The organism is Streptomyces sp. NPDC057702 (genome assembly GCF_042799315.1).
Lineage (GTDB): Bacteria > Actinomycetota > Actinomycetes > Streptomycetales > Streptomycetaceae > Streptomyces.
The window spans coordinates 26390-45193 of record NZ_JBHVJC010000035.1 but is presented as its reverse complement, the minus strand read 5'-3'; the positions used below and the strand labels follow the sequence as shown (position 1 = coordinate 45193).

The following is an 18804-nucleotide window of genomic DNA, read 5'->3' as shown; positions in this document are numbered from 1 at the left end:
GTCCCCCCGGGGCCCGGCCCCGCGCGCCCCCCCCCGGGCGGGCCCCGCCGCCCCCGCCGGGGCCCCGCGCGGACCCGCGCTCACACCCGGGTCAGACGCGCGTCCGGGTCGCTGTCCTGCTGCGCCGGGGCCGGGTCGCCGAGCTGCTTCTGGAGCTTCTCGCCTTCCACGTCCACGTTCGGCAGGGCCTTGTCCAGCCAACGCGGCAGCCACCAGGCGCTCTTGCCGAGCAGCCCGAGCACCGCCGGAACGATGGCCATACGGACGACGAAGGCGTCGAAGAGCACCGCGATCGCCAGGCCGAAGCCGATCATCTTGACCATCTGGTCGTGCGAGCCGATGAAGCCCGCGAAGACGCTGATCATGATGACGGCGGCGGCGGAGACCACACGGGCGCCGTGCGTGAAGCCGGTCACCACGGCCTGTTCGGGCGTCTCGCCATGGACGTACGCCTCGCGCATGCGGGTCACGAGGAACACCTCGTAGTCCATGGCCAGACCGAAGACCACGCCGATCATGAAGATCGGCATCATGCTCATCACCGGGCCGGTCTGCTCGACACCGAACAGGCCCGACAGCCAACCCCACTGGAAGACCGCGACCACGGCGCCGAGCGCCGCGACGACGGACAACAGGAAGCCGAGCGCCGCCTTGAGCGGAACCAGGACCGAGCGGAAGACGACCATCAGCAGGACGAAGGCCAGACCGACCACGAGTGCCAGGTAGGGCACCAGCGCGTCGTTCAGCTTCTTCGAGATGTCGATGTTCATGGCCGTGGTGCCGGTCACCAGGACCTTGGCCCCGGTCTGCGACTTCCAGCCGTCGGCCTGGTCACGGATGTTGGAGACCAGGTCCTCGGTCTCCGTGCTGCTCGGCTTGGAGGCCGGGATGACCGTGATCGTCGCGGTGTCACCGGCCTTGTTGAAGGCGGCGTCGGTGACGCTGGCGACGTCGTCCAGCTTGCGGATGCTGTCGGCGACGGTCTTGCCGGCGTCCTGCGCGTCCTTGGCCTTGGCCGCGTCCACGACCACCATGAGCGGGCCGTTGTACCCGACGCCGAAGCCGTCGGAGACCAGGTCGTACGCCTTGCGCTTGGTGGTGTCCGTCGGCTGCGAGCCGTCGTCCGGCAGGCCGAGCTCCAGCTTGCTGACCGGGGCAGCGGCGGCGCCGAGCGCGACCACGCCGAGGAGCAGCACGGCCACCGGGCGACGGAGCACGAAGCGGGCCCAGCGGGTGCCCATCTTGGGCTTGTCGGAGGCCCTCGGGATGCCGTTCTCGCTCTTCTTGCGGGCCTTGCGGCCGAAGATGCGCTTTCCGGCGAAGCCGAGCATCGCGGGGATCATGCTGATGGCGATGAGGACGGCGATGGCCACGGTGCCCGCGGCGGCGAAGCCCATCTTGCTCAGCACCGGGATGTTGACGACCGCGAGGCCGACCAGGGCGATGATGACGGTCAGACCGGCGAAGACGACCGCGGAGCCCGCGGTGCCGACGGCGCGTCCGGCCGCTTCCTCGCGCTCCCTGCCTTCGGCCAGTTCGGCCCGGTACCGGGAGACGATGAACAGCGCGTAGTCGATGCCGACCGCGAGGCCGATCATCATGGCCAGCGTCGAGGTGGTGCTGCCCAGGTCGAGCACGTTGGCCAGCGCGGTGATCGAGGAGATGCCGATGCCGACGCCGATCAGGGCGGTCAGCAGCGGGAGCCCGGCGGCCACCAGCGAGCCGAAGGTGATGATGAGGACCACGGCGGAGATGGCGATACCGATGATCTCGGTCGCGCCCTGCTCGGGCATGGTCTCCAGCGCGTCGCCACCGACCTCGACGGCCGGCTTCTTGCCGCCGTCGTCGTCGTAGTCGATCGCGGCCTTCTCCAGACCGTCCTTGGTCTTGTCCTTCAGCTCCATGGAGCTGACCTTGTAGGTGGCCGTCACGAAGGCCGTGGTGCCGTCCTTGCTGACGGTCCCGGTCGCGAACGGGTCCGCGATCGGGAGGACCTCGTCCGAGCTCTTCTGGACGTCCGAGATCACCTTGAGAACTTCGCTCTTGTTCTTCTCATCGGTGATCTTCTCGTCGCCGGGGGCGCGGAAGACGATCCGGGCGCTGGCGCCGTCGGCACTGACCTCGGGGCTGCGCTTCTCCATCAGGTCGAAGGCTTCCTGCGCCTCGGTCCCGGGTACGGAGAAGTTCTCTTCGGTCGGCTTGGCTGCGGTGGCGGCGCCCGTGATGGCGATTGCCAACAGCGCTACCCAGAACAAGGCGACGAACCGGCGTCGCCTGAAGGCGAATCGGCCGAGCTTGTATAGGAAGGTGGCCACGAGAAGGGGTGCTCCCGTCGAAATAGTGGAGTGGCAGGGACGTGCTGGACCAGCCCAGCGACGAGAGCGGCGCGCTGGGATGGGGTCTTTCGGGTAAAGCCGAATCTAGGTGACGGCCAGGCGTGTGGTCACGTCAGGGTCGGCGCCGAGAGCGGGGAGTATCACGGCGTCGATGTATCCGTAGAGGAAGGCGTCGTCCGCGTACGCGGCGTCGATCAGCGGGCGGGCCACGAAGGCCCCGGTCATCATGTGCGGCACGAAGTGCATGGCGGGCGTTCCCGCGACGATCTCCCCTCGGGCGACGGCGCGCGTCAGCAGCGCGTCGAGGGCGACGAGTTCGGGGGCGATGAGCAGCTCTCGAAGCGCCTGCTCAAGATCCGGGTAGTCGTGCGCCGCGTGGGCCAGGCCGCGCAGCAGATCCGCGTCACGCTCGGCGTTGTGCTCTCCGCAACGCACCATTTCGCGCAGATCGCCCCGGAGCGAACCGGTGTCGATCTCCTCCAGCGCGACCGGCTTGAGCGACCGCAGCGCGGTGGCCACCAGCTCCGGCTTGCCCTTCCACTGGCGGTAGAGCGTGGCCTTGCTGGCCCGGGTGCGCGCGGCGACCGCGTCCATCGTCAGCGCCTCATAGCCCACCTCGCGGAGCAGCTCGATGACGGCGTTGTAGAGCTCGCCCTCCCGCTCGGGGGTCAGCCTGCTGCGTCGCGTCGCTGGCTTGCCCGCGGCGACCTGCATGGAGCACACCCCCTTCCGAACGAAACGGTTTCGTACACCCTCACCATACGCTCCGCGTCAACGAAACGACGCCGTTTCGCTCGTGTCGTGCATCACAGCGCAACCATGCGCGGGTAAAACACTTCGCACGCATGTAGTGCGCCCAACCGAGTTGCCGCGCGCCCCCGGGACCGAAAGCATGGACGGGTGACCGTTAGCGACGACAGCTATGTCCGCTTTCCGCATCTCCATGGGGACTTGCTCTGCTTCGCGGCCGAGGACGACCTCTGGGTCGCATCGCTGACCGCTCCTGCTAGGACGCCCGAGCGGGCCTGGCGGTTGACCGTCGATCGCACTCGCGTGGGCCATCCGCGCTTCTCCCCGGACGGCACCCAGATCGCGTACACCAGTTGGCGCAGTCTGGACCCGGAGATCTACCTCACGCCCACCGGGGGCGGGCCGGCCCGCCGGCTGACCTACTGGGGCGGCACCGACACCCGGGTGTGCGGCTGGACGCCCCCCGACAAGGACGGGCGCTCGGACATCCTGGCCGTCTCCTCGCACGGCCAGCCGTTCTCGTACTACTCCTGGGCCTACAGCCTGCCCACCGACGGCAGCCCGGGCGGGCGGCTGCCGTGGGGCCCGGTCTCCGACATCGCCGTCGCCGACCTGGACGCGGCCGACCTCGCCGGCGTCGAGCTCGGCGGCGAGGAACTGGCCGGGGAGGGGCCCGGCAACCGGTGCACGCTGCTGCTCACCGGCAAGCCCCCGCACGAGCCGGCCTCCTGGAAGCGCTACCGGGGCGGGGCGATGGGCCGCCTGTGGCTGCACGGCACCCGGCTGGTGCCGACGGTGTACGGGCACCTGGACAGCCCGATGTTCGTCGCCGGGCGGATCGCCTTCCTCTCCGACCACGAGGGCGTCGGCAACCTCTACTCCTGCCTGCCCGACGGCTCCGACCTGCGACGACACACCGATCATGCGGACTTCTACGCCCGCCACGCCGCCACCGACGGCACGCGCGTGGTCTACCAGTGCGCGGGCGACCTGTGGCTGGTGGAGGACCTGGGCCCGGCGGGCCGGCCCCGGCGGGTCCCGGTACGCCTCGGCGGGCCACGCACCGGGCGGCGCTCGTACCAGGTGCCCGCCGCCGCGCACCTGCGCTCGCTGGCCGTGGACGAGACCGGGCGGGCCAGCGCGGTGGGCGTGCGCGGCAGCCTGTACTGGCTCACCCACCGGGACGGCCCGGCGCGCACCATCGCGGACACGCCGGGCGTGCGCGTACGGCTGCCGGAGATGCTCGGGCCGACCGGGCGGGTGGCGTACGTGACCGACGTGGAGGGTGCGGACGCGATCGAGATCGCGCAGCTCCCCCGGGCCACCGGGCCCTCCCGGCCGCGACGGCTGGCGGCCGGGCGGCTGGGCCGGGTGCACGAGATGGTCGCCTCGCCCGACGGCGAGTGGCTGGCCGTGGCCACCCACGACGGCCGGCTGCTGCTGGTGGACGCGGCCCCCCGCCCGGAGGACGAACCACGGACCATGGACGAGCCGCTGCCCGGCATGGGCCCCGCCACCGACTACGCGACGCCCGGGGCGGGCGAGGCGGCCAAGGTGCCTGGGGCGGGCGAGGCGCCGGAGGTGGCCGACGCCCCCGAGGCAGCGGCCGAGCAGGGGCTGCCCGGCACGGCTGACGACGCCGCCGCGCCGACGGGCGCCGGCGCGACCGAGGCCCCGCAGGCACCCGCCGCACCCACCACGCCCGTGGTCAGCGAGTTGGCGCGGTCGGCGAACGGGCCGGTGCGGGACCTGGCGTTCTCACCCGACTCGGCGTGGCTGGCCTGGTCGCATCCGCACATCGGGCGCTCGCTACGCAAGATCAAGATCGCCCGGTTGCGGCCCACCGGCACCCTGGGGCGGGCCATCGTGGACGTCACCGACGGGCGGTTCGAGGACGAACAGCCCGTCTTCACGCGCGATGGGCGCTATCTGGCCTTCCTCTCCTGGCGCGGCTTCGACCCGGTCTACGACGTCCACACCGGGGACCTGTCCTTCCCCCTGGGCTGCCGCCCCTACCTGGTGCCGCTGTCCTCGGCCACGCCCTCGCCGTTCGCGCTCTCGCCCGAGGGCCGGCCGGCCGCCGGCGGGCTCGACCCGGCGGTGACCGCCGGCGATCTGGACAGCAAGGTCCTGGTCGAGGTGGAGGGGCTGGCCAGCCGGGTCACGGTCTTCCCGGTCGCCGCGTCCAAGTACTCCTCGCTGTGCCCGGTCAGCGGCGGCGGGCTGGTCTGGCTGCGCTGGCCGATCTCGGGCGCGCTGGGCGAGACGTTCGCCAACCCGGCCGACACCTCGGGTCGCCCCACCCTGGAACACTTCGACCTCGCCAAGGCCCGACGGAGCGAACTCACCAGCGCCGTCGACTGGTTCGCGGTCAGCGGCGACGGCTCCCGGCTGGTCGTCAACGACGACGGTGACCTGCGCGTGGTGCCGGCGAACGACCTCGCGGACGCGGACTCCACGGTCCAGATGGACCTGCGGCGCATCCTGCACGACGTCGATCCGGCGGCCGAGTGGCGCCAGGCGTACGCGGAGGCGGGGCGGCTGGTCCGGTCGTACTTCTGGGAGCCGGGGCTGGGCGGGGTGGACTGGGACGCGATCCTGGACCAGTACCGGCCGCTGCTGGAGCGCGTCGCCTCCCCCGACGAGTTCGCCGACCTGCTGCGCGAGGTCCTCGGCGAGCTGGGCACCTCGCACGCGTACGTCTCGCCCGCCCGCCGCAACGAGGGGCCGCCGCACTACCAGCGGGCCATCGGCCTGCTCGGCGCGGACCTCACCCGGGCCAGGGACGGGTCCTGGGTGGTCTCGCGCATCCTGCCGGGCGACTCCTCCGACTCCAAGGCCCGTTCCCCGCTGGCCGGTTCGGGCATCCGCGAGGGCGCCACGCTCACCCACGTGGACGGCCGGCCGGTGGACCCGGTGGCCGGGCCCGCGCCGCTGCTGACCGCGGCCGGCGGCACGACGGTGGAGCTCACCTTCACCCCCGCCGAGGGCGCCGGCCCGCCGCGCCGGGTGGCCATCGTGCCGCTCATCGACGAACGCCCGCTGCGCTACCAGCACTGGGTCGCCAAGCGGCGCGAGGTCGTGCGCGAACTCAGCGGCGGCAGGTGCGGCTACCTGCACATCCCCGACATGGGCGGGTCGGGCTGGGCGCAGTTCAACCGGGACGTGCGCATGGAGATGTCACGGCCCGCGCTGATCGTGGACGTACGCGGCAACGCGGGCGGCAACATCAGCGAACTGGTCGTGGAGAAGCTGACCCGCACCATCCTCGGCTGGGACCTCACCCGCCACGCCCAGCCGGTCAGTTACGCCGGCGACGCGCCGCGCGGGCCCGTGGTGGCCGTCGCCGACGAGATGACCTCCTCCGACGGCGACATGATCACCGCCGCGTTCCGACTGCTGGGCCTCGGCCCGGTGGTGGGGCTGCGCACCTGGGGCGGGGTCGTGGGCATCACCGGGCGGCACCGACTGGTGGACGGCACGGCGATCACCGTGCCGATGAACGCGGCCTGGTTCGACGCGTACGGCTGGGGCGTGGAGAACCACGGCGTGGAGCCGGACATCGAGGCCCCGCGCTCGCCGCTGGACTGGGCCGAGGGCCGCCACCCGCAACTCGCCGTCGCCGTGCGCACCGCACTGGACCTGCTCGAACGCCACCCGGCCGCGCGGCCACCGGACTACTCCGCCGTACCCGACCGCAGCCGCCCACCACTGCCGCCTCGCTCCTGAGCCACCGTCGGCCGCCGGCGGCCGACGGGGCCGAGACTCGGGGGGCGCCACCGGCCGGCGGAGCTGACGGGCCCCGGCCCGGCCGAGGTGACCGGGCCGCGCGGTTCGCCACGGCTGGGCTCCGCGCCCGAACGGCGTCCAGCCGCCACGGCCCGCGAGCCGCGTCCGCCGCGCCCCTCGGGGCGTCCCCAACCCCTCTGACCCGAGGCCGAGTTGAGACGTGTTCGGCCAGTGGGGCGCGCGCGGGGGCGTGCGAACATGGCGGGGCCGGCCCGGTGGGCGCCTCGACAGCTCTCCCCGGGCCGGCGTCGTTGGAGCACTCGGGGTGGTCACACCGGGTGAGGGCAATCGGGAGGGGACCTGATGCGGCGTAGGGAAGCGGCCCAACAGCTCGGGGGGTTCGTCCGCGAGCACCGTACCGACAACGGCAGGCGCCTGCGCCAGGCCGGTGTCCTCATGGTCGCGGGCGCCGTGGGCGCGGCCTTCGGAGTACCCATGGCCATCGACTCCCTCAACACCGCCGACAGCGCGCCGCAAGTGGCGGGCCTGCTGCTCGGAGCCGCCCTGATGGGTCTGGGCCTGGGGATCTGGCGGCTGGTGCAGGCGCTTCGCACCCGGGAGCAGTGCTTCGACGTCCACGAGCGGGGACTGACCCACCGGGTGGCCGGCACCGCCACCGTGATCCCCTGGACGGACATCGAGCGGGTGAGCGCCAAGGGCGACGACGGGCGGCCCCTGGCCGAGGCCCGGGGTATGGGGTTCACCTTCGCTCTCCAACTGCGCGGCGACAGGCCCCGCAGGATCCGCGTCGACACGTTCACCGCGGACGCCGGGGAGCTGGCGCAGGTCATCCACCGCGCCGTGCATCTGGGGCAGCTCCCGCAGGGGCGTGGCCGCAGACCGTAGCGGGGACGGCGGAGCGAGCCTGCCGACTGACGGGCCCCACGGCCGCCCCACGCGGGTGGCGGGCCGCTCACGGGCGGGGCGAAAATGCCCGACATGCGAAGTACGAGGGCCCGTGTCAGGCTGATCGGGGCCCATCCCCGATCACCCCGAGGAGGGAACACCATGGGCGTTTCGGACCAGTTCAAGGACAAGGCCGAGCAGATGCGGCAGCAGGCCAAGGACAAGCTCGGCGGGTCCAAGGACAAGGACGACCAGAGCGACGCCAAGGAGCGTGGCAAGGAGAAGGGGGACCAGGCCAAGGAGGGCGTCCAGGACACCCTGGACGACGCCAAGGACCGCTTCACCTGAGAACGCGCCCCCGCGCGCCGAGCCGGCCGGTGGCCGGCACGGCGTCCGGGGACGCCGGTTCGACCCGGTACCCGAGGAGGGGCGTGCCCGTGGGCGCGCCCCTCCTCCCGTGATACCGGGCCGGACCCGGGTCAGGCCCGGTCAGCCGCGGCGGCTGTTCCGGGCCGCCTCGTCCGCGCCGCCGCCGGCGCCGACCAGGCCCCGGCCGGCGCCCCGGCGGGCTTCGAGGCGGGGCGCGAAGCGGCGCATCTCGCGCTGGCCGACGGTGCCGACGAGGGCCGGCAGGTAGCCACGGACCGCCTGCATGCCGCGCAGCCACCACTGCGCGTACACGTGCGGCGAGCGCCGCTCGATGCCCGCCACCAGCCGGTCCACGGCCGGGCCCAGCGGATAGGTGCGGTTGCCGGGCCAGGGCAGGCCGGCCCGCAGGTCGCGCAGCACCTCGTCCTCGTCGGCGCCGCGCACCATGTCGGTGTCGGTCCAGCTCAGGTAGCCGACCCCGACGCGTACGCCCCGGTAGCCGACCTCGGCGCGCAGGCTGTGCGCGAACGCCTCGACGCCGGACTTGGACGCGCAGTACGCGCTCATCAGCGGGGCGGGGGTGATCGCGGCCAGCGAGGCGATCTGGAGCAGATAGCCCCGGCTCTCCAGCAGGACGGGCAGGAAGGCGCGGGCGGTGGTGGCGCTGCCGATGAGGTTGACCTCGATGACCCGGTTCCAGGACCGCTCGTCGGATTCGACGAACGGGCCGCCGGTGGCCACGCCGGCGTTGGCCACGACGATGTCCACCGTGCCGAACCGCTCCTTGACCTCCCGGGCGACCTGGGACATCGCCGCGTGGTCGGTGACGTCGGCGTACCAGTGGCCGCCCGGGCCGTGCAGGCTCTCGGCCACCCGCTTGAGCTCCTCGGGCTCCAGGCCCACCAGTGCCACCGTGGCGCCGCGCGCCGAGAGCTTGCGGGCCAGCAACTCCCCCACGCCGCGCGCCGCTCCGGTGACCACGGCCACCTGGCCTTCCAGGCTGTGTCGTGCGCTCATGCCGATCGTCGCTCCTTGGTCGTCGCCACGTCGGCTGTGGCCGACGCGTTCGGGGACGCGGTGGCCGGGGTCGCGGTGGCCGGGGTCGCGGCGGGCTCGCGCAGGTGGTCGGCGACCAGGCCGCGGATGGCGGCGGTCACCGTGTCCGGCACCTCCAGCGGGGTCATGTGTCCGATGCCGGGCAGCTCGGTCAGGCCCAGCGAGTGGGGCAGCGCGGCCACGATCCGGCGGGCGTGCACGGGTGGGGTGAGCCGGTCGGCGGTGCCGACCAGGACGGCGGTGGGCGGGGTCAGCTCGCCGACGTGCCGGTCCAGGTCCATGTCGCCCATCATGTGGCCCCACTGGGCGCGCACCCGGCGCGGGCAGGCGTGCACGACACGGGCGCAGGCGTCGGTCATCTCGACCGTCGCGGCGCGGCCCATCGTCACGTACTTGAGCACCCGGCGGGCGACCGGCGTGACCCGGCCGAGCGGGGCGGCCGAGCCGAGCACGAAGGTGTGCACCCGCCGGCGGACCGGGCCGCGCGGGGTCGGCACCACCAGCGTCTCGTCCAGCAGCCGGCCGGCGCCGGTGCTGCACATCAGCACGGCGGCGGCCCGCTCGCGCAGCTCCCGGTGGCGAGCCGCCGCCATGATCGTCATCCCGCCCATGGAGTGGCCGACCACGACGGCCCGCTCCGGGGCCCCGTCTGGCCCGGTGGTCAGGGTCTGGTCGAGCACCGCGGCCAGGTCGTCCGCCAGCGTCTCGGTGGTGTACGCGCCGTAGGGGGGCGGGGCGGAACGGCCGTGTCCGCGCTGGTCGTAGGCGATGACCCGGTGGTCGTCGGCCAACTCCCGGATCACCGGCGCCCAGAAGGCGATGGAACAGGTCCAGCCGTGTGCCAGGACCACGGCCGGAGCGTCGTCCGGTCCGAACTGCTCGGCGTGGACGCGGGCGCCGTCGGCGGTGGTGACGGTCAGTTCACGGGTGGGGGTGGGCGGGGCGTACCTGCCCTGGGCGGTGGAGCTCAGCCGGTTCACGCAACGGCCTCCGTGGTTGGGCCGTCGGCCTGCGGCGTGGTGGCCGACGCGGCCGGCGCCGCGGCTCGCTCGGCGGGTGGGGTGGACGTGCCTGACCTACCCACGGGTGCGCCCTGGGCATGCGCCGGCACATCCGTACGGGTGTCGTCGTCGGCCGCCGGTGGGCCGGCGCGCAGCACGTCGTACTCGGCGAGGTTCACCTCGCGGGTGGCGCGGCGGAACTCGCTGGTGGTGCCGGGCCAGACGGTGGTGTTGCGGCCGGCCGCGTCCAGGTACCAGCTGTCGCAGCCACCGACGTTCCACACGGTGCGCTTCATGCGCTCCTGCACCCGGCGCGTCCAGGCGCGCACCGCCGACGGGCGGGCCACCAGCGCGGCCCGGCCGCCCAGGGCGTCGAGTTGGCGCAGGTAGTCGACCAGGTAGTTGAGCTGCGACTCGATCATCAGGATCATCGAGCTGTTGCCCAGGCCCGTGTTGGGGCCGATGATCGTCATGAAGTTGGGGAAGCCGGCGGCGGTGCTGCCGCGCAGGGCCTCCATCCCGTCCTTCCACTCCTCGGCCAGCGTGGTGCCGGCGGCGCCGGTCACGCGCTGGGCGATGGGCATGTCCGTGACGTGGAAGCCGGTGCCGAAGATGATCGCGTCGGCCTCGGTCTCGGTGCCGTCGGCCGCGACCAGCGTCGAGCCGCGCACCTCGGCCAGCCCGGAGGCCACCACGTCCACATGGGGTCGGGCGAGCGCCGGGTAGTAGCTGTTGGAGAGCAGGATGCGCTTGCAGCCGATGCGGTAGTCGGGGGTGAGCCTGGCCCGCAGCGCCGGGTCCTTGATCCCCTTGCGCAGATGGGACCTGGCCAGCGCCTCGATCAGGCCGAGCTGCTGGGGGCGCTTGGTGAAGGCGCTGACCTGGAGTTCGCGGATGCCCCACAGGAGTCCACGGCGCGCCGCGCGGGTGGCCGGCACCTTCTGGTGCAGCCACTGCTCGATGGCGGTGATCTTCCGGTCGGCGCGCGGCAGCACCCAGGGCGGGGTGCGCTGGAAGAGGGTGAGGCGCTCGACGGTGGACTCGATGGCGGGCACGATCTGGATGGCGGAGGCACCCGTACCGATCATGGCCACGCGCTTGCCGCGCAGGTCGTAGTCGTGGTCCCAGCGCGCCGAGTGGAAGACCCGGCCGGGGAAGCCGTCGAGTCCGGGAACGGCCGGGACCCGTGGGTCGGAGAGCGGGCCGGTGGCGGAGACGATGACGTCGGCGGTGTACGTGCCGCTGGCCGTGTCGAGCTCCCAGCGCAGGTGCTCGCCGTCCCAGCGGGCGGCGCGCACCTCGGAGTTGAAGCGCAGGTGCGGGCGGAGTCCGAAGGTGTCGGTGACCCGCTCCAGGTAGGCGCGGATGTGCGGCTGGCCGGAGAAGTTGCGCGGCCACTCGGGGTTGGGCGCGAAGGAGAAGGAGTACAGGTGGGAGGGGACGTCGCAGGCGCAGCCGGGGTAGCTGTTGTCGCGCCAGGTGCCGCCGACGGCGTCGGCCCGCTCCAGGACCACGAAGTCGGTGATGCCCTCGCGCCGCATCCGGACCGCCGCCCCCAGCCCGCCGAAGCCGGTGCCGATCACCGCCACCCGCACGTGCTCATGTTCGGCCATCCCACGCCTCCCGAGTCAAGAAACCGCGCCAGCAATCACTGGCACGGTTAGGAGGGTAAGGCAGGACCATACCGAGCGGTAGGGGTCGTGCGGCGGCAAGTTACCGACGGTCGCACCCCCGGGTCGTACGGGCCCGCCACGGACGCCGCACTCCGCGCGGCACGCCCCGCGCCACCGGGGAACCGGGCCCCGACTGGCGTTCGGGGGCCGGTCGGGGCAGCGGGGGAGGGTGGGGCGGCGGCGGTCGGCGGCGCCCCGCGCCGGCCCGCGCGATCCGGCCAGCTCGGCATAGGCTGCCCGGGTGGCGAAGACGACGAAGGCCCCGCTGGGGCGCGAGTACCGGATGGCGGAGCTGGCCTCGGCGGCCGACATCACCGTACGGACGCTGCGCTTCTACCGCGAGCGCAAGCTCATCCCGCCACCGCGCCGCGAGGGCCGCATCGCCTGGTACACCGAGCACCACCTGGCCCGACTGCGCACCATCGCGGCCCTTCTGGAACGCGGCCACACGCTGGGCGGCATAGCGGAGTTGCTCACCGCCTTCGAGAGCGGTCGCGACGTGGGCGAGGTGCTGGGGCTGGCCGCCGCCATCTCCGTGCCGTGGTCGCAGGAGACCCCGGTCAAGCTCACGCCACAGGAGCTGGCCGACTACTTCACCGGTGAGGTCACCCCGGAGAACCTGGCGGCCTCGCTGGACCTGGGCTACCTGGCCGTGGACGGCGACGACCTGGTCCACGTCAGCCGCCGGCTGCTGGACGCCTCGCACGAACTGGTCACCAAGGGCGTGCCGCTGTCCGAAGTGCTGGCGGCCGGGCGGGAGTTGCGGCAGCACATGGAGGCCGTCACGGAGACCTTCACCGCGCTCGTCCGCACCCACGTCCTGGCCGACGTCATCGCCCGGGCCGGCGAGGGCGAGGGCCTGACCCCCGACGAGACCGCCCGCGTCACCACGACCCTGGACAGGCTCCGGCAGAGCGCCAAGAGCATCGTCGACGCGGAACTGTCCCTGGCCATGGACCGCCGCGTCCGCGCGGACCTGGAGAAGTGGCTGGGCCAGCCCCAACCCCAGCCCCAGCAGCGGCCGTCGCCGGCGGAGGCGGCAGCGGCGGGGGCGGCGGGAGCCACCGAGACGGCCGAGGCGGGGGCGGCGACAAGGGCCGAGCCGGGGGCGGCGGAGATCGCGGAGGGGTAGGGCCGGGGGCGCCGGCCCCCCGCGCGGGCGCGCGCCCCACTCCCGTGCGCGGGGAGGCACCCGCGCCGCGACCGGGCGCGCGCCGGCCCGCTCGCCGGCCCCGGGGTTACGCGGACGCGTACGTGACGGTCACCGGCGCGTGGTCGGACCAGCGCAGGTCGTAGGAGGCGGCGCGCTCCACGACGGCGGAGGTGGCACGCTCGGCCAGGCCGGGGGTCGCCACGTGGTAGTCGATGCGCCAGCCGCTGTCGTTGTCGAACGCCTTGCCCCGGTAGGACCACCAGGAGTACGGGCCCTCGACGTCCGGGTGCAGGCGCCGTACGACGTCCGCGTAGCCGCCCTCGTCGAAGACCCGGCCCAGCCAGTCCCGCTCCTCGGGCAGGAAGCCGGCGCTCTTGCGGTTGGCCTTCCAGTTCCTCAGGTCGGCCTCGCGGTGGGCGATGTTCCAGTCGCCACAGACCAGCACCTCGCGCCCGCCGGCCGCGGCGCGCTCACGCAACTCCTTGAGGTAGGGCAGGAACTCGCCCATGAAGCGCTCCTTCTCCTCCTGCCGGGGCGTGTTCGCCTCGCCGGAGGGGAGGTAGAGGCTCGCGACGGTCAGCCCCGGCAGGTCGGCCTCCACGTAGCGCCCGCCGGCGTCGAACTCGCTGGAGCCGAAGCCGATCCGGCTGCTCTCGGGGCGCTCGCGGGTGTACAGCGAGACGCCGGCCCGGCCCTTGGCCTCGGCGGGCGCGTGCAGCACGTGCCAGCCCTCCGGCGCGCGCACCTCGGCCGGCAACTGCTCCGGCTCGGCCCGCACCTCCTGGAGACACACCACGTCCGCCTCGGTCGCCGCCAGCCAGGGCACGAAGCCCTTCTTCGCGGCGGCCCGCAGACCGTTCACGTTCACCGTCGTCACCGTACGCGTCACAATGCTCTCCAGTCGCTCACCGAACCCCAGGAAGCCTACGCGCCGGCCGCCCGGCCCGGCCCTCGCGCACGCCCGGGCGGAACGCTCGCCTCCGGCGGGGTGGGCGGCGGGCTCACCCCCGGTGCACGGCGGTGTCGGGTGCCCGCGCGCCGGGCGCGGCGGGGCCGGGCGACGGGGCGCCGGGCAGGTTGATGCCCTCGGCCGCCGCGGTGACCTCGACGGCGCGGGCGGCCAGCGAGAGGCCGATCTCCTCCAGCGCGAAGACGGACTCGATCAGCAGGGTCTCGGCCGTCGCCGCCATCGCCTCGCCGTAGCGGTTCTGTTCGGCCACGTCCTCCGGGCTGCGCGCCTCGGCCATGCCGTCCAGCCGGGCCCGCAACGCCTCGTGCCGCCGCTCCAGGTCGTGGACGCGGCGCACCGCGCGCAGGATCTCCGCATCACTCGGCGTCTCGCTCATCGTGTTCCCTCTCAGCGCGCCCGGCCCCTACACCGTGAGTGAGGAGAAAACGGGGCACCACGCCCACACGCACCGAGGAAGAGTGACCAACGTCTCACCTCGCCGGGTCCGGTGGGCACGCCGTACCACCGCGCCGCCCGCCCCCGCCGCACCCCGCCTGGCCCGCCGCGCGACCGGCCCGCCGCACACCGGGTCCGCCCCCGCCGCCGGCCCGCCCCACCAGCGCGGGAGCACCCGGCGAGACCGGCCACCCGCGACCGCACGCCCGTACGATACGAGGATGCAGATCGTGCCCGTGTCGTATGACCACCCCGACGCCGCGTTGCTCAACGACCTGGTCCAGCAGGAGTACGTCGAGCGCTACGGCGAGCCCGACGACAGCGAGCTCCAGCCCCACCAGTTCGACCCGCCGACCGGGCTCTACCTGCTCGCCTACGACGCGGACGGCACCCCGGTGGCGAGCGGTGGCTGGCGCACCCAGGACGCGAACGACGAGGGGTACGCGGACGGGGACGCCGAGCTCAAGCGCATGTTCGTGGTGCGCGCGGCGCGCGGCCGGGGGCTGGCCCGGCGCATACTCGCCGCCCTGGAGGACGACGCGCGCGCGGCCGGCCGCACCCGCATGGTGCTGGAGTCCGGCATCGAGCAGCCGGAGGCGCTGGCGCTGTACGAGTCGTGCGCGTACGTGCCCCAGGAACCGAAGTTCGGCCTCTACCGCTTCCACGACGAGAGCCGCTGCTACACCAAGCCCCTGGGCTGAGCCCCCGCCGCCTCGGCATCGCCCGCCCGAGCCCGCGCCTCCCACCCGGCCGCTCCGCCCCCGCGCGGCCCGAAATCCTCTCGCGTCCCGGCATGCCCCCGCGCATGATGGCCGGGCGTGCCCACCCACGGCCCGGCGAGCCCGGGGGCGTGGTCGGCGCGTGCCGCCCGTGATCGCCGGGCCCGGCGGTCGACCGCCCGCACCACCGGCCGACCGTCCCGCCCGCGCCCCGCCCCGCCCCGCCCCGCCCGAGGAACGACGGTCCGCAGCCCATGCCCGCTTCGCCCACGCCCCCGGCATCGCCCGACGACCTGCGGCGACTGCTGGTCGCCGCCGGCCTGCCCGACGCGCTCCGCGCCGCGCCGCGCCCCGTGGACGAGGGAGGTGAGCACGCGACCTGGTGGGTCGGCGAGGCGTACGTGCTGCGGCTGGCCCTGGACCGGGCCGGCGCCGAGCGGCAGCGGCGCGAGATCGCGCTGCGCGACCTGCTCCGCCCGCGCCTGACGGTCGCGGTGCCGGCCAGCGTCGCGCACGGCACCTGGGCGCCCGGGCTCACCTTCACCCTCGACACCCGGCTGCCCGGCACCAGCGCGGAGACGCGGCCCCCCGCCCCGGCCGGCGAGGCCGACCTGGCCGCACTGCTGGCCGGGCTGCGCGCGGTGGACCCGGCCGCCGCGTCGGCCCTCGGGGTACCGCGCCAGGAACCCCGGCCGCTGGCCGCGTCACGACAGGCCGCGCTCCAAGTCGCCGAACGCCTGGTAGCCGACGGCGAGTTCGAGCCAGCTCAGCACGCCTGGCTCGCGGCGCCGCCCACCGCCCCCGGGCCCGCGCCGAACCCGCTACGCCGGGCACCGTACGTGCCCTCCGACCGCTCCCAGGGCGCCCCGGCCACCCCCCTCACACCCGCCCCGGCCGTACCGCTCGACCTGGCACCGAGCGACGGCGACACAGCCGACCCCGGGGAACTCGCGCCCTGCCTCGGCCACTTCGACCTCAAGGGCGAACACCTCCTGATCAGCGACGATGGCCGTGTGACGGGCGTGCTCGACTGGACGGACGCGGCCCTGGGCGACCCGGCCGAGGACATCGCGGGCCTGGCCATCGCGGTGGGCGCGCCGGTCGCCGACCGCGTGGCGGCCCGCGCCGGCCACAGCCCCGCGCTCCGTCGGCGCGGCCTGCTGCTCGCGCGGTACGACACGCTGGTCCGGTTGGCCGACCGGCGGTACGGAGACGACGACAGCCCGCTGCCCTTGCTGCGTGTCCAGCGGGAACGGGCCTGGCGCGCGGTGTCGTCGCCGATCGCGTCCGCTACCCCACGCGGCGTATAACGCCTGCTCCGAGGCGTACACAACCCCGATCCCAACTGCTTGGCCCCTCAAAGTAATCCGTAGACTCGTCGCACGCCGTGCACACCGTGGACGGCCAGCGACGAGGGAGCGAGCACGATGGCCAGAAACGGTTACCCTGCGGACCGCATCAACACCCAGGAAGCGCACTCCGCGCGTGTCTACGACTACATCCTGGGCGGCAAGACGAACTACGTCGTCGACCAGGAGGCCGGCGACTCCATGTGCCAGGAGTGGCCGGCCCTTCCGGTGCACATGCGGGAGAACCGCTTCTTCATGCACCGGGCCGCGCAGTACCTCGCCCGTGAGCAGGGGGTGCGCCAGTTCCTCGACATCGGCACCGGCATCCCCACCGAGCCCAACCTGCACGAGGTCGTCCAGCGCACGGCGCCCGACTCGCGCGTGGTCTACGTGGACAACGACCCCATCGTGCTGACCCACGCTCAGGCGCTGCTGGTCAGCACGCCGCAGGGGCGTACCGCCTACATCGACGGCGACATGCGCGACCCGGCGGCCATCCTGGCCTCCCCCGAGGTCGCCGACACGCTCGACCTCACCCGGCCCGTCGGCCTGATGATCATCGGCATCGTGCACTTCCTGTTGGACGAGGACGACGCGATGGGCATCGTGCGGCGGCTGCTCGACCCGCTCCCGGCGGGCAGCTTCCTGGCCATGACCATCGGCACGGCCGACTTCGCGCCGGACGAGGTGGGCCGGGTGGCCAGCGAGTACGAGCGGCGCGGCATGCCGATGCGGCTGCGCACCCGGCCCGAGGCCGAGGCGTTCTTCGCCGGCCTCGACCTGGTGGAGCCGGGCGTCACGCAGGTCCACCACTGGAAGCCGGACGCGACGACCGACCCGGCCATCGACGACCGGGACATCGCCATGTACGGCGCCGTCGCCCGCAAGAACTGACCCGTCGCCCTCGTCCGGCCGCCTGACCGCCGCGCCGCCCGAAGCGGACCCGCCCGCCCGTCGCGCCGCGTCAGGCGTCGGGGCGGGCCGGCGGCGGGCCGGGCGGCCAGCCGCTGTAGAACTGGCGGGCCCACCTGCGGTACCGGGTGATCGGCCCGTCTCCCTGGGCCAGTCGGGGCTGCTCCAGGTAGCTGCTGTGCGCCCAGATGGGAACGTCCCGGTCCGTCTCGAAGGTGCTGAGCCACGCGAGCGGCCCCGGTGTCAGCGCGGCCAGCGCGCGGGCCGCGCCCCGGGGGCGGAGTCGGGGGAACCGCACCGCGACCGACAGCCACAGGGCGATGCGTACCGGGTCCACCGGCGCCACGCAGAACCAGGCCCGCACGTCCATGCCCAGCCAGGGCACGGTGGTCTCCGTGCTGAAGGTGCTCAGCCCCTGCACCAGCGCCCGGGTGGGCGGCGCCGAGGCGAAGAGGGCGTTCCGCTTTCCGTTCGTCCGCCCGAGTCGGTACGTGGTCTCCATGCGCGGGCCCTCGAACCGCGGCTCCGCGACGACGCTCGCGGCCAGTCGGTGGACGGGCGTGAAGTGCCCGATGTCGACGACGTTCTCCATGAAGTCCTGGGGGTGGGCCACCAGGGTGCGCACGGCGTGGCGGGACGGCCCGAAGTCGCCGCGCGGCGGGGCGGTGGTCTCCCACGAGGGTGGCTCGGACCGCGCGTGCCGCCACACGAAGATCAGCCCGACCGCCTCCCGGCACTCCAGCGAGGTCAGCCGGGCCCGTGGCGGCGGCGTGCCGTAGCCGGTCCGGACGCACTCCCCACCCGGCCCGAACGCGAAGTGGTGGAAGGGACAGACGAGGTCCTCACCCTCGACCCGGCCGCCGTGCCCCAGGTGCGCCCCCAGATGCGGGCAGAACGGCCGCACCGCGCGCAGCCGGCCGCCGCGCGTGCGGTAGACCACGACGTCCTCGCCCAGCAGGCGCCGGGTCACCACCCGCCCCGGCCCCACTTCCGCCCGCGTGGCGACCGGGAACCATCCGTCGGGGTAGGGCGGCGGCGGACGCCAGGCCCCGGGCCGGGCCGGGTCCGCGCGCGGGGGCCCGGCGGACGGGGGCCCGGCAGGCGGGTGTTCGGGGGGCAGGTGGGGTTCGGGTCGGTGTGGCTTCGGCACGGTCATGGCGCCCCTTTCGCTCGGGCCCCGCGCCGCGTCCGGCCCACCGGGGTCGGACCCGCCGCGTACGGGCTCGCTCCAGCGTCGTGGCCCGGGCCCGTGGCACGCCGACCGTTCGCGCCACGCTCACCGAAAGACGTGAAATGAGCTGGCAGGAGGTTTGTCCCCGCATGGCGGCAGCAATCGTGATACGGCGGACCAGGTGCCCCATCCGTACGGCTCCGCCCGTCGCGCGCGCCCCACCCCGTGGGACGCGCCTTCGCTCCCACCTGTTCGCCGTCCGGGTCCGGCGGCCT

General features: G+C 74.0%; 15 protein-coding genes. 7 read left to right on the top strand and 8 right to left on the bottom strand.

Annotated elements, in window-relative coordinates; genetic code table 11:
• Positions 1-80 precede the first annotated feature (80 nt).
• Positions 81-2315: an MMPL family transporter gene (locus tag ACFVFR_RS25100; protein WP_383705509.1), complete on the bottom strand. Its 2235-nt coding sequence runs from the start codon at positions 2313-2315 to the stop codon at positions 81-83.
• A gap of 105 nt (positions 2316-2420) precedes the next feature.
• Complete coding sequence (locus ACFVFR_RS25095) at positions 2421-3050, bottom strand: TetR/AcrR family transcriptional regulator (RefSeq protein ID WP_383705506.1); 630 nt, start codon at positions 3048-3050, stop codon at positions 2421-2423.
• A 186-nt stretch (positions 3051-3236) separates the two neighbouring features.
• Here ACFVFR_RS25095 and ACFVFR_RS25090 point away from each other — a divergent pair, with 186 nt between their 5' ends.
• The 3 genes from ACFVFR_RS25090 to ACFVFR_RS25080 all read left to right on the top strand — a co-directional run bounded on the left by ACFVFR_RS25090 (position 3237) and on the right by ACFVFR_RS25080 (position 8069).
• Entirely contained in the window at positions 3237-6815 is a 3579-nt protein-coding gene (locus tag ACFVFR_RS25090; RefSeq protein ID WP_383705503.1) for a S41 family peptidase, read from the top strand.
• Positions 6816-7178: 363 nt separating this feature from the next.
• Positions 7179-7721: a hypothetical protein gene (locus ACFVFR_RS25085; protein WP_383705500.1), complete on the top strand. Its 543-nt coding sequence runs from the start codon at positions 7179-7181 to the stop codon at positions 7719-7721.
• Positions 7722-7883: 162 nt separating this feature from the next.
• Complete coding sequence (locus tag ACFVFR_RS25080; RefSeq protein WP_383705498.1) at positions 7884-8069, top strand: hypothetical protein; 186 nt, start codon at positions 7884-7886, stop codon at positions 8067-8069.
• Between the two features lie 141 nt (positions 8070-8210).
• On the opposite strand, the gene ACFVFR_RS25075 is transcribed toward ACFVFR_RS25080, so the two are convergent.
• From ACFVFR_RS25075 to ACFVFR_RS25065, 3 genes are read right to left on the bottom strand one after another with little or no spacing between them, the layout of a single operon-like run.
• Entirely contained in the window at positions 8211-9107 is an 897-nt protein-coding gene (locus ACFVFR_RS25075; protein WP_383705496.1) for an SDR family oxidoreductase, read from the bottom strand.
• Positions 9104-10126: an alpha/beta fold hydrolase gene (locus tag ACFVFR_RS25070; RefSeq protein ID WP_383705494.1), complete on the bottom strand. Its 1023-nt coding sequence runs from the start codon at positions 10124-10126 to the stop codon at positions 9104-9106. Before ACFVFR_RS25070 ends, ACFVFR_RS25075 begins: the two co-directional genes overlap by 4 nt.
• A complete protein-coding gene (locus ACFVFR_RS25065; RefSeq protein WP_383705492.1) occupies positions 10123-11760 on the bottom strand; it encodes a flavin-containing monooxygenase in 1638 nt (545 codons plus the stop codon). Before ACFVFR_RS25065 ends, ACFVFR_RS25070 begins: the two co-directional genes overlap by 4 nt.
• A 343-nt stretch (positions 11761-12103) precedes the next feature.
• Between ACFVFR_RS25065 and ACFVFR_RS25060 the strand changes: the two genes are divergently transcribed.
• Positions 12104-12952, top strand: a complete 849-nt coding sequence (locus ACFVFR_RS25060) for a MerR family transcriptional regulator (protein ID WP_383705576.1) — start codon at positions 12104-12106, stop codon at positions 12950-12952.
• A 106-nt stretch (positions 12953-13058) separates the two neighbouring features.
• Here ACFVFR_RS25060 and ACFVFR_RS25055 read toward each other — a convergent pair whose 3' ends face one another.
• Both ACFVFR_RS25055 and ACFVFR_RS25050 read right to left on the bottom strand, forming a co-directional pair.
• Positions 13059-13841: an exodeoxyribonuclease III gene (locus tag ACFVFR_RS25055; protein ID WP_383705490.1), complete on the bottom strand. Its 783-nt coding sequence runs from the start codon at positions 13839-13841 to the stop codon at positions 13059-13061.
• 133 nt (positions 13842-13974) lie between these two features.
• Positions 13975-14319 carry a hypothetical protein gene (locus ACFVFR_RS25050; protein ID WP_383705487.1) on the bottom strand — a complete coding sequence of 115 codons (345 nt, stop codon included), beginning with the start codon at positions 14317-14319 and terminating at the stop codon, positions 13975-13977.
• 280 nt (positions 14320-14599) lie between these two features.
• Here ACFVFR_RS25050 and ACFVFR_RS25045 point away from each other — a divergent pair, with 280 nt between their 5' ends.
• The 3 genes from ACFVFR_RS25045 (at position 14600) to ACFVFR_RS25035 (ending at position 17340) form a co-directional block, all read left to right on the top strand.
• Complete coding sequence (locus ACFVFR_RS25045; protein WP_383705485.1) at positions 14600-15079, top strand: GNAT family N-acetyltransferase; 480 nt, start codon at positions 14600-14602, stop codon at positions 15077-15079.
• Between the two features lie 272 nt (positions 15080-15351).
• Positions 15352-16407: an aminoglycoside phosphotransferase family protein gene (locus tag ACFVFR_RS25040; RefSeq protein ID WP_383705482.1), complete on the top strand. Its 1056-nt coding sequence runs from the start codon at positions 15352-15354 to the stop codon at positions 16405-16407.
• Between the two features lie 117 nt (positions 16408-16524).
• Positions 16525-17340, top strand: coding sequence for an SAM-dependent methyltransferase (locus ACFVFR_RS25035; protein WP_383705480.1), 816 nt, complete (start codon positions 16525-16527; stop codon positions 17338-17340).
• Between the two features lie 70 nt (positions 17341-17410).
• Here the strand turns inward: ACFVFR_RS25035 and ACFVFR_RS25030 are convergent, their stop codons facing one another.
• Positions 17411-18514 carry a Rieske 2Fe-2S domain-containing protein gene (locus tag ACFVFR_RS25030; RefSeq protein WP_383705477.1) on the bottom strand — a complete coding sequence of 368 codons (1104 nt, stop codon included), beginning with the start codon at positions 18512-18514 and terminating at the stop codon, positions 17411-17413.
• Positions 18515-18804 lie beyond the last annotated feature (290 nt).

Coding starts and splice junctions, on each gene's coding strand:
- ACFVFR_RS25060 (WP_383705576.1), top strand. CDS start 12,104: ATGGCGGAGCTGGCCTCGGCGGCCGACATCACCGTACGGACGCTGCGC.
- ACFVFR_RS25035 (WP_383705480.1), top strand. CDS start 16,525: ATGGCCAGAAACGGTTACCCTGCGGACCGCATCAACACCCAGGAAGCG.
- ACFVFR_RS25040 (WP_383705482.1), top strand. CDS start 15,352: ATGCCCGCTTCGCCCACGCCCCCGGCATCGCCCGACGACCTGCGGCGA.
- ACFVFR_RS25075 (WP_383705496.1), bottom strand. CDS start 9,107: ATGAGCGCACGACACAGCCTGGAAGGCCAGGTGGCCGTGGTCACCGGA.
- ACFVFR_RS25095 (WP_383705506.1), bottom strand. CDS start 3,050: ATGCAGGTCGCCGCGGGCAAGCCAGCGACGCGACGCAGCAGGCTGACC.
- ACFVFR_RS25050 (WP_383705487.1), bottom strand. CDS start 14,319: ATGAGCGAGACGCCGAGTGATGCGGAGATCCTGCGCGCGGTGCGCCGC.
- ACFVFR_RS25080 (WP_383705498.1), top strand. CDS start 7,884: ATGGGCGTTTCGGACCAGTTCAAGGACAAGGCCGAGCAGATGCGGCAG.
- ACFVFR_RS25065 (WP_383705492.1), bottom strand. CDS start 11,760: ATGGCCGAACATGAGCACGTGCGGGTGGCGGTGATCGGCACCGGCTTC.
- ACFVFR_RS25085 (WP_383705500.1), top strand. CDS start 7,179: ATGCGGCGTAGGGAAGCGGCCCAACAGCTCGGGGGGTTCGTCCGCGAG.
- ACFVFR_RS25045 (WP_383705485.1), top strand. CDS start 14,600: ATGCAGATCGTGCCCGTGTCGTATGACCACCCCGACGCCGCGTTGCTC.
- ACFVFR_RS25030 (WP_383705477.1), bottom strand. CDS start 18,514: ATGACCGTGCCGAAGCCACACCGACCCGAACCCCACCTGCCCCCCGAA.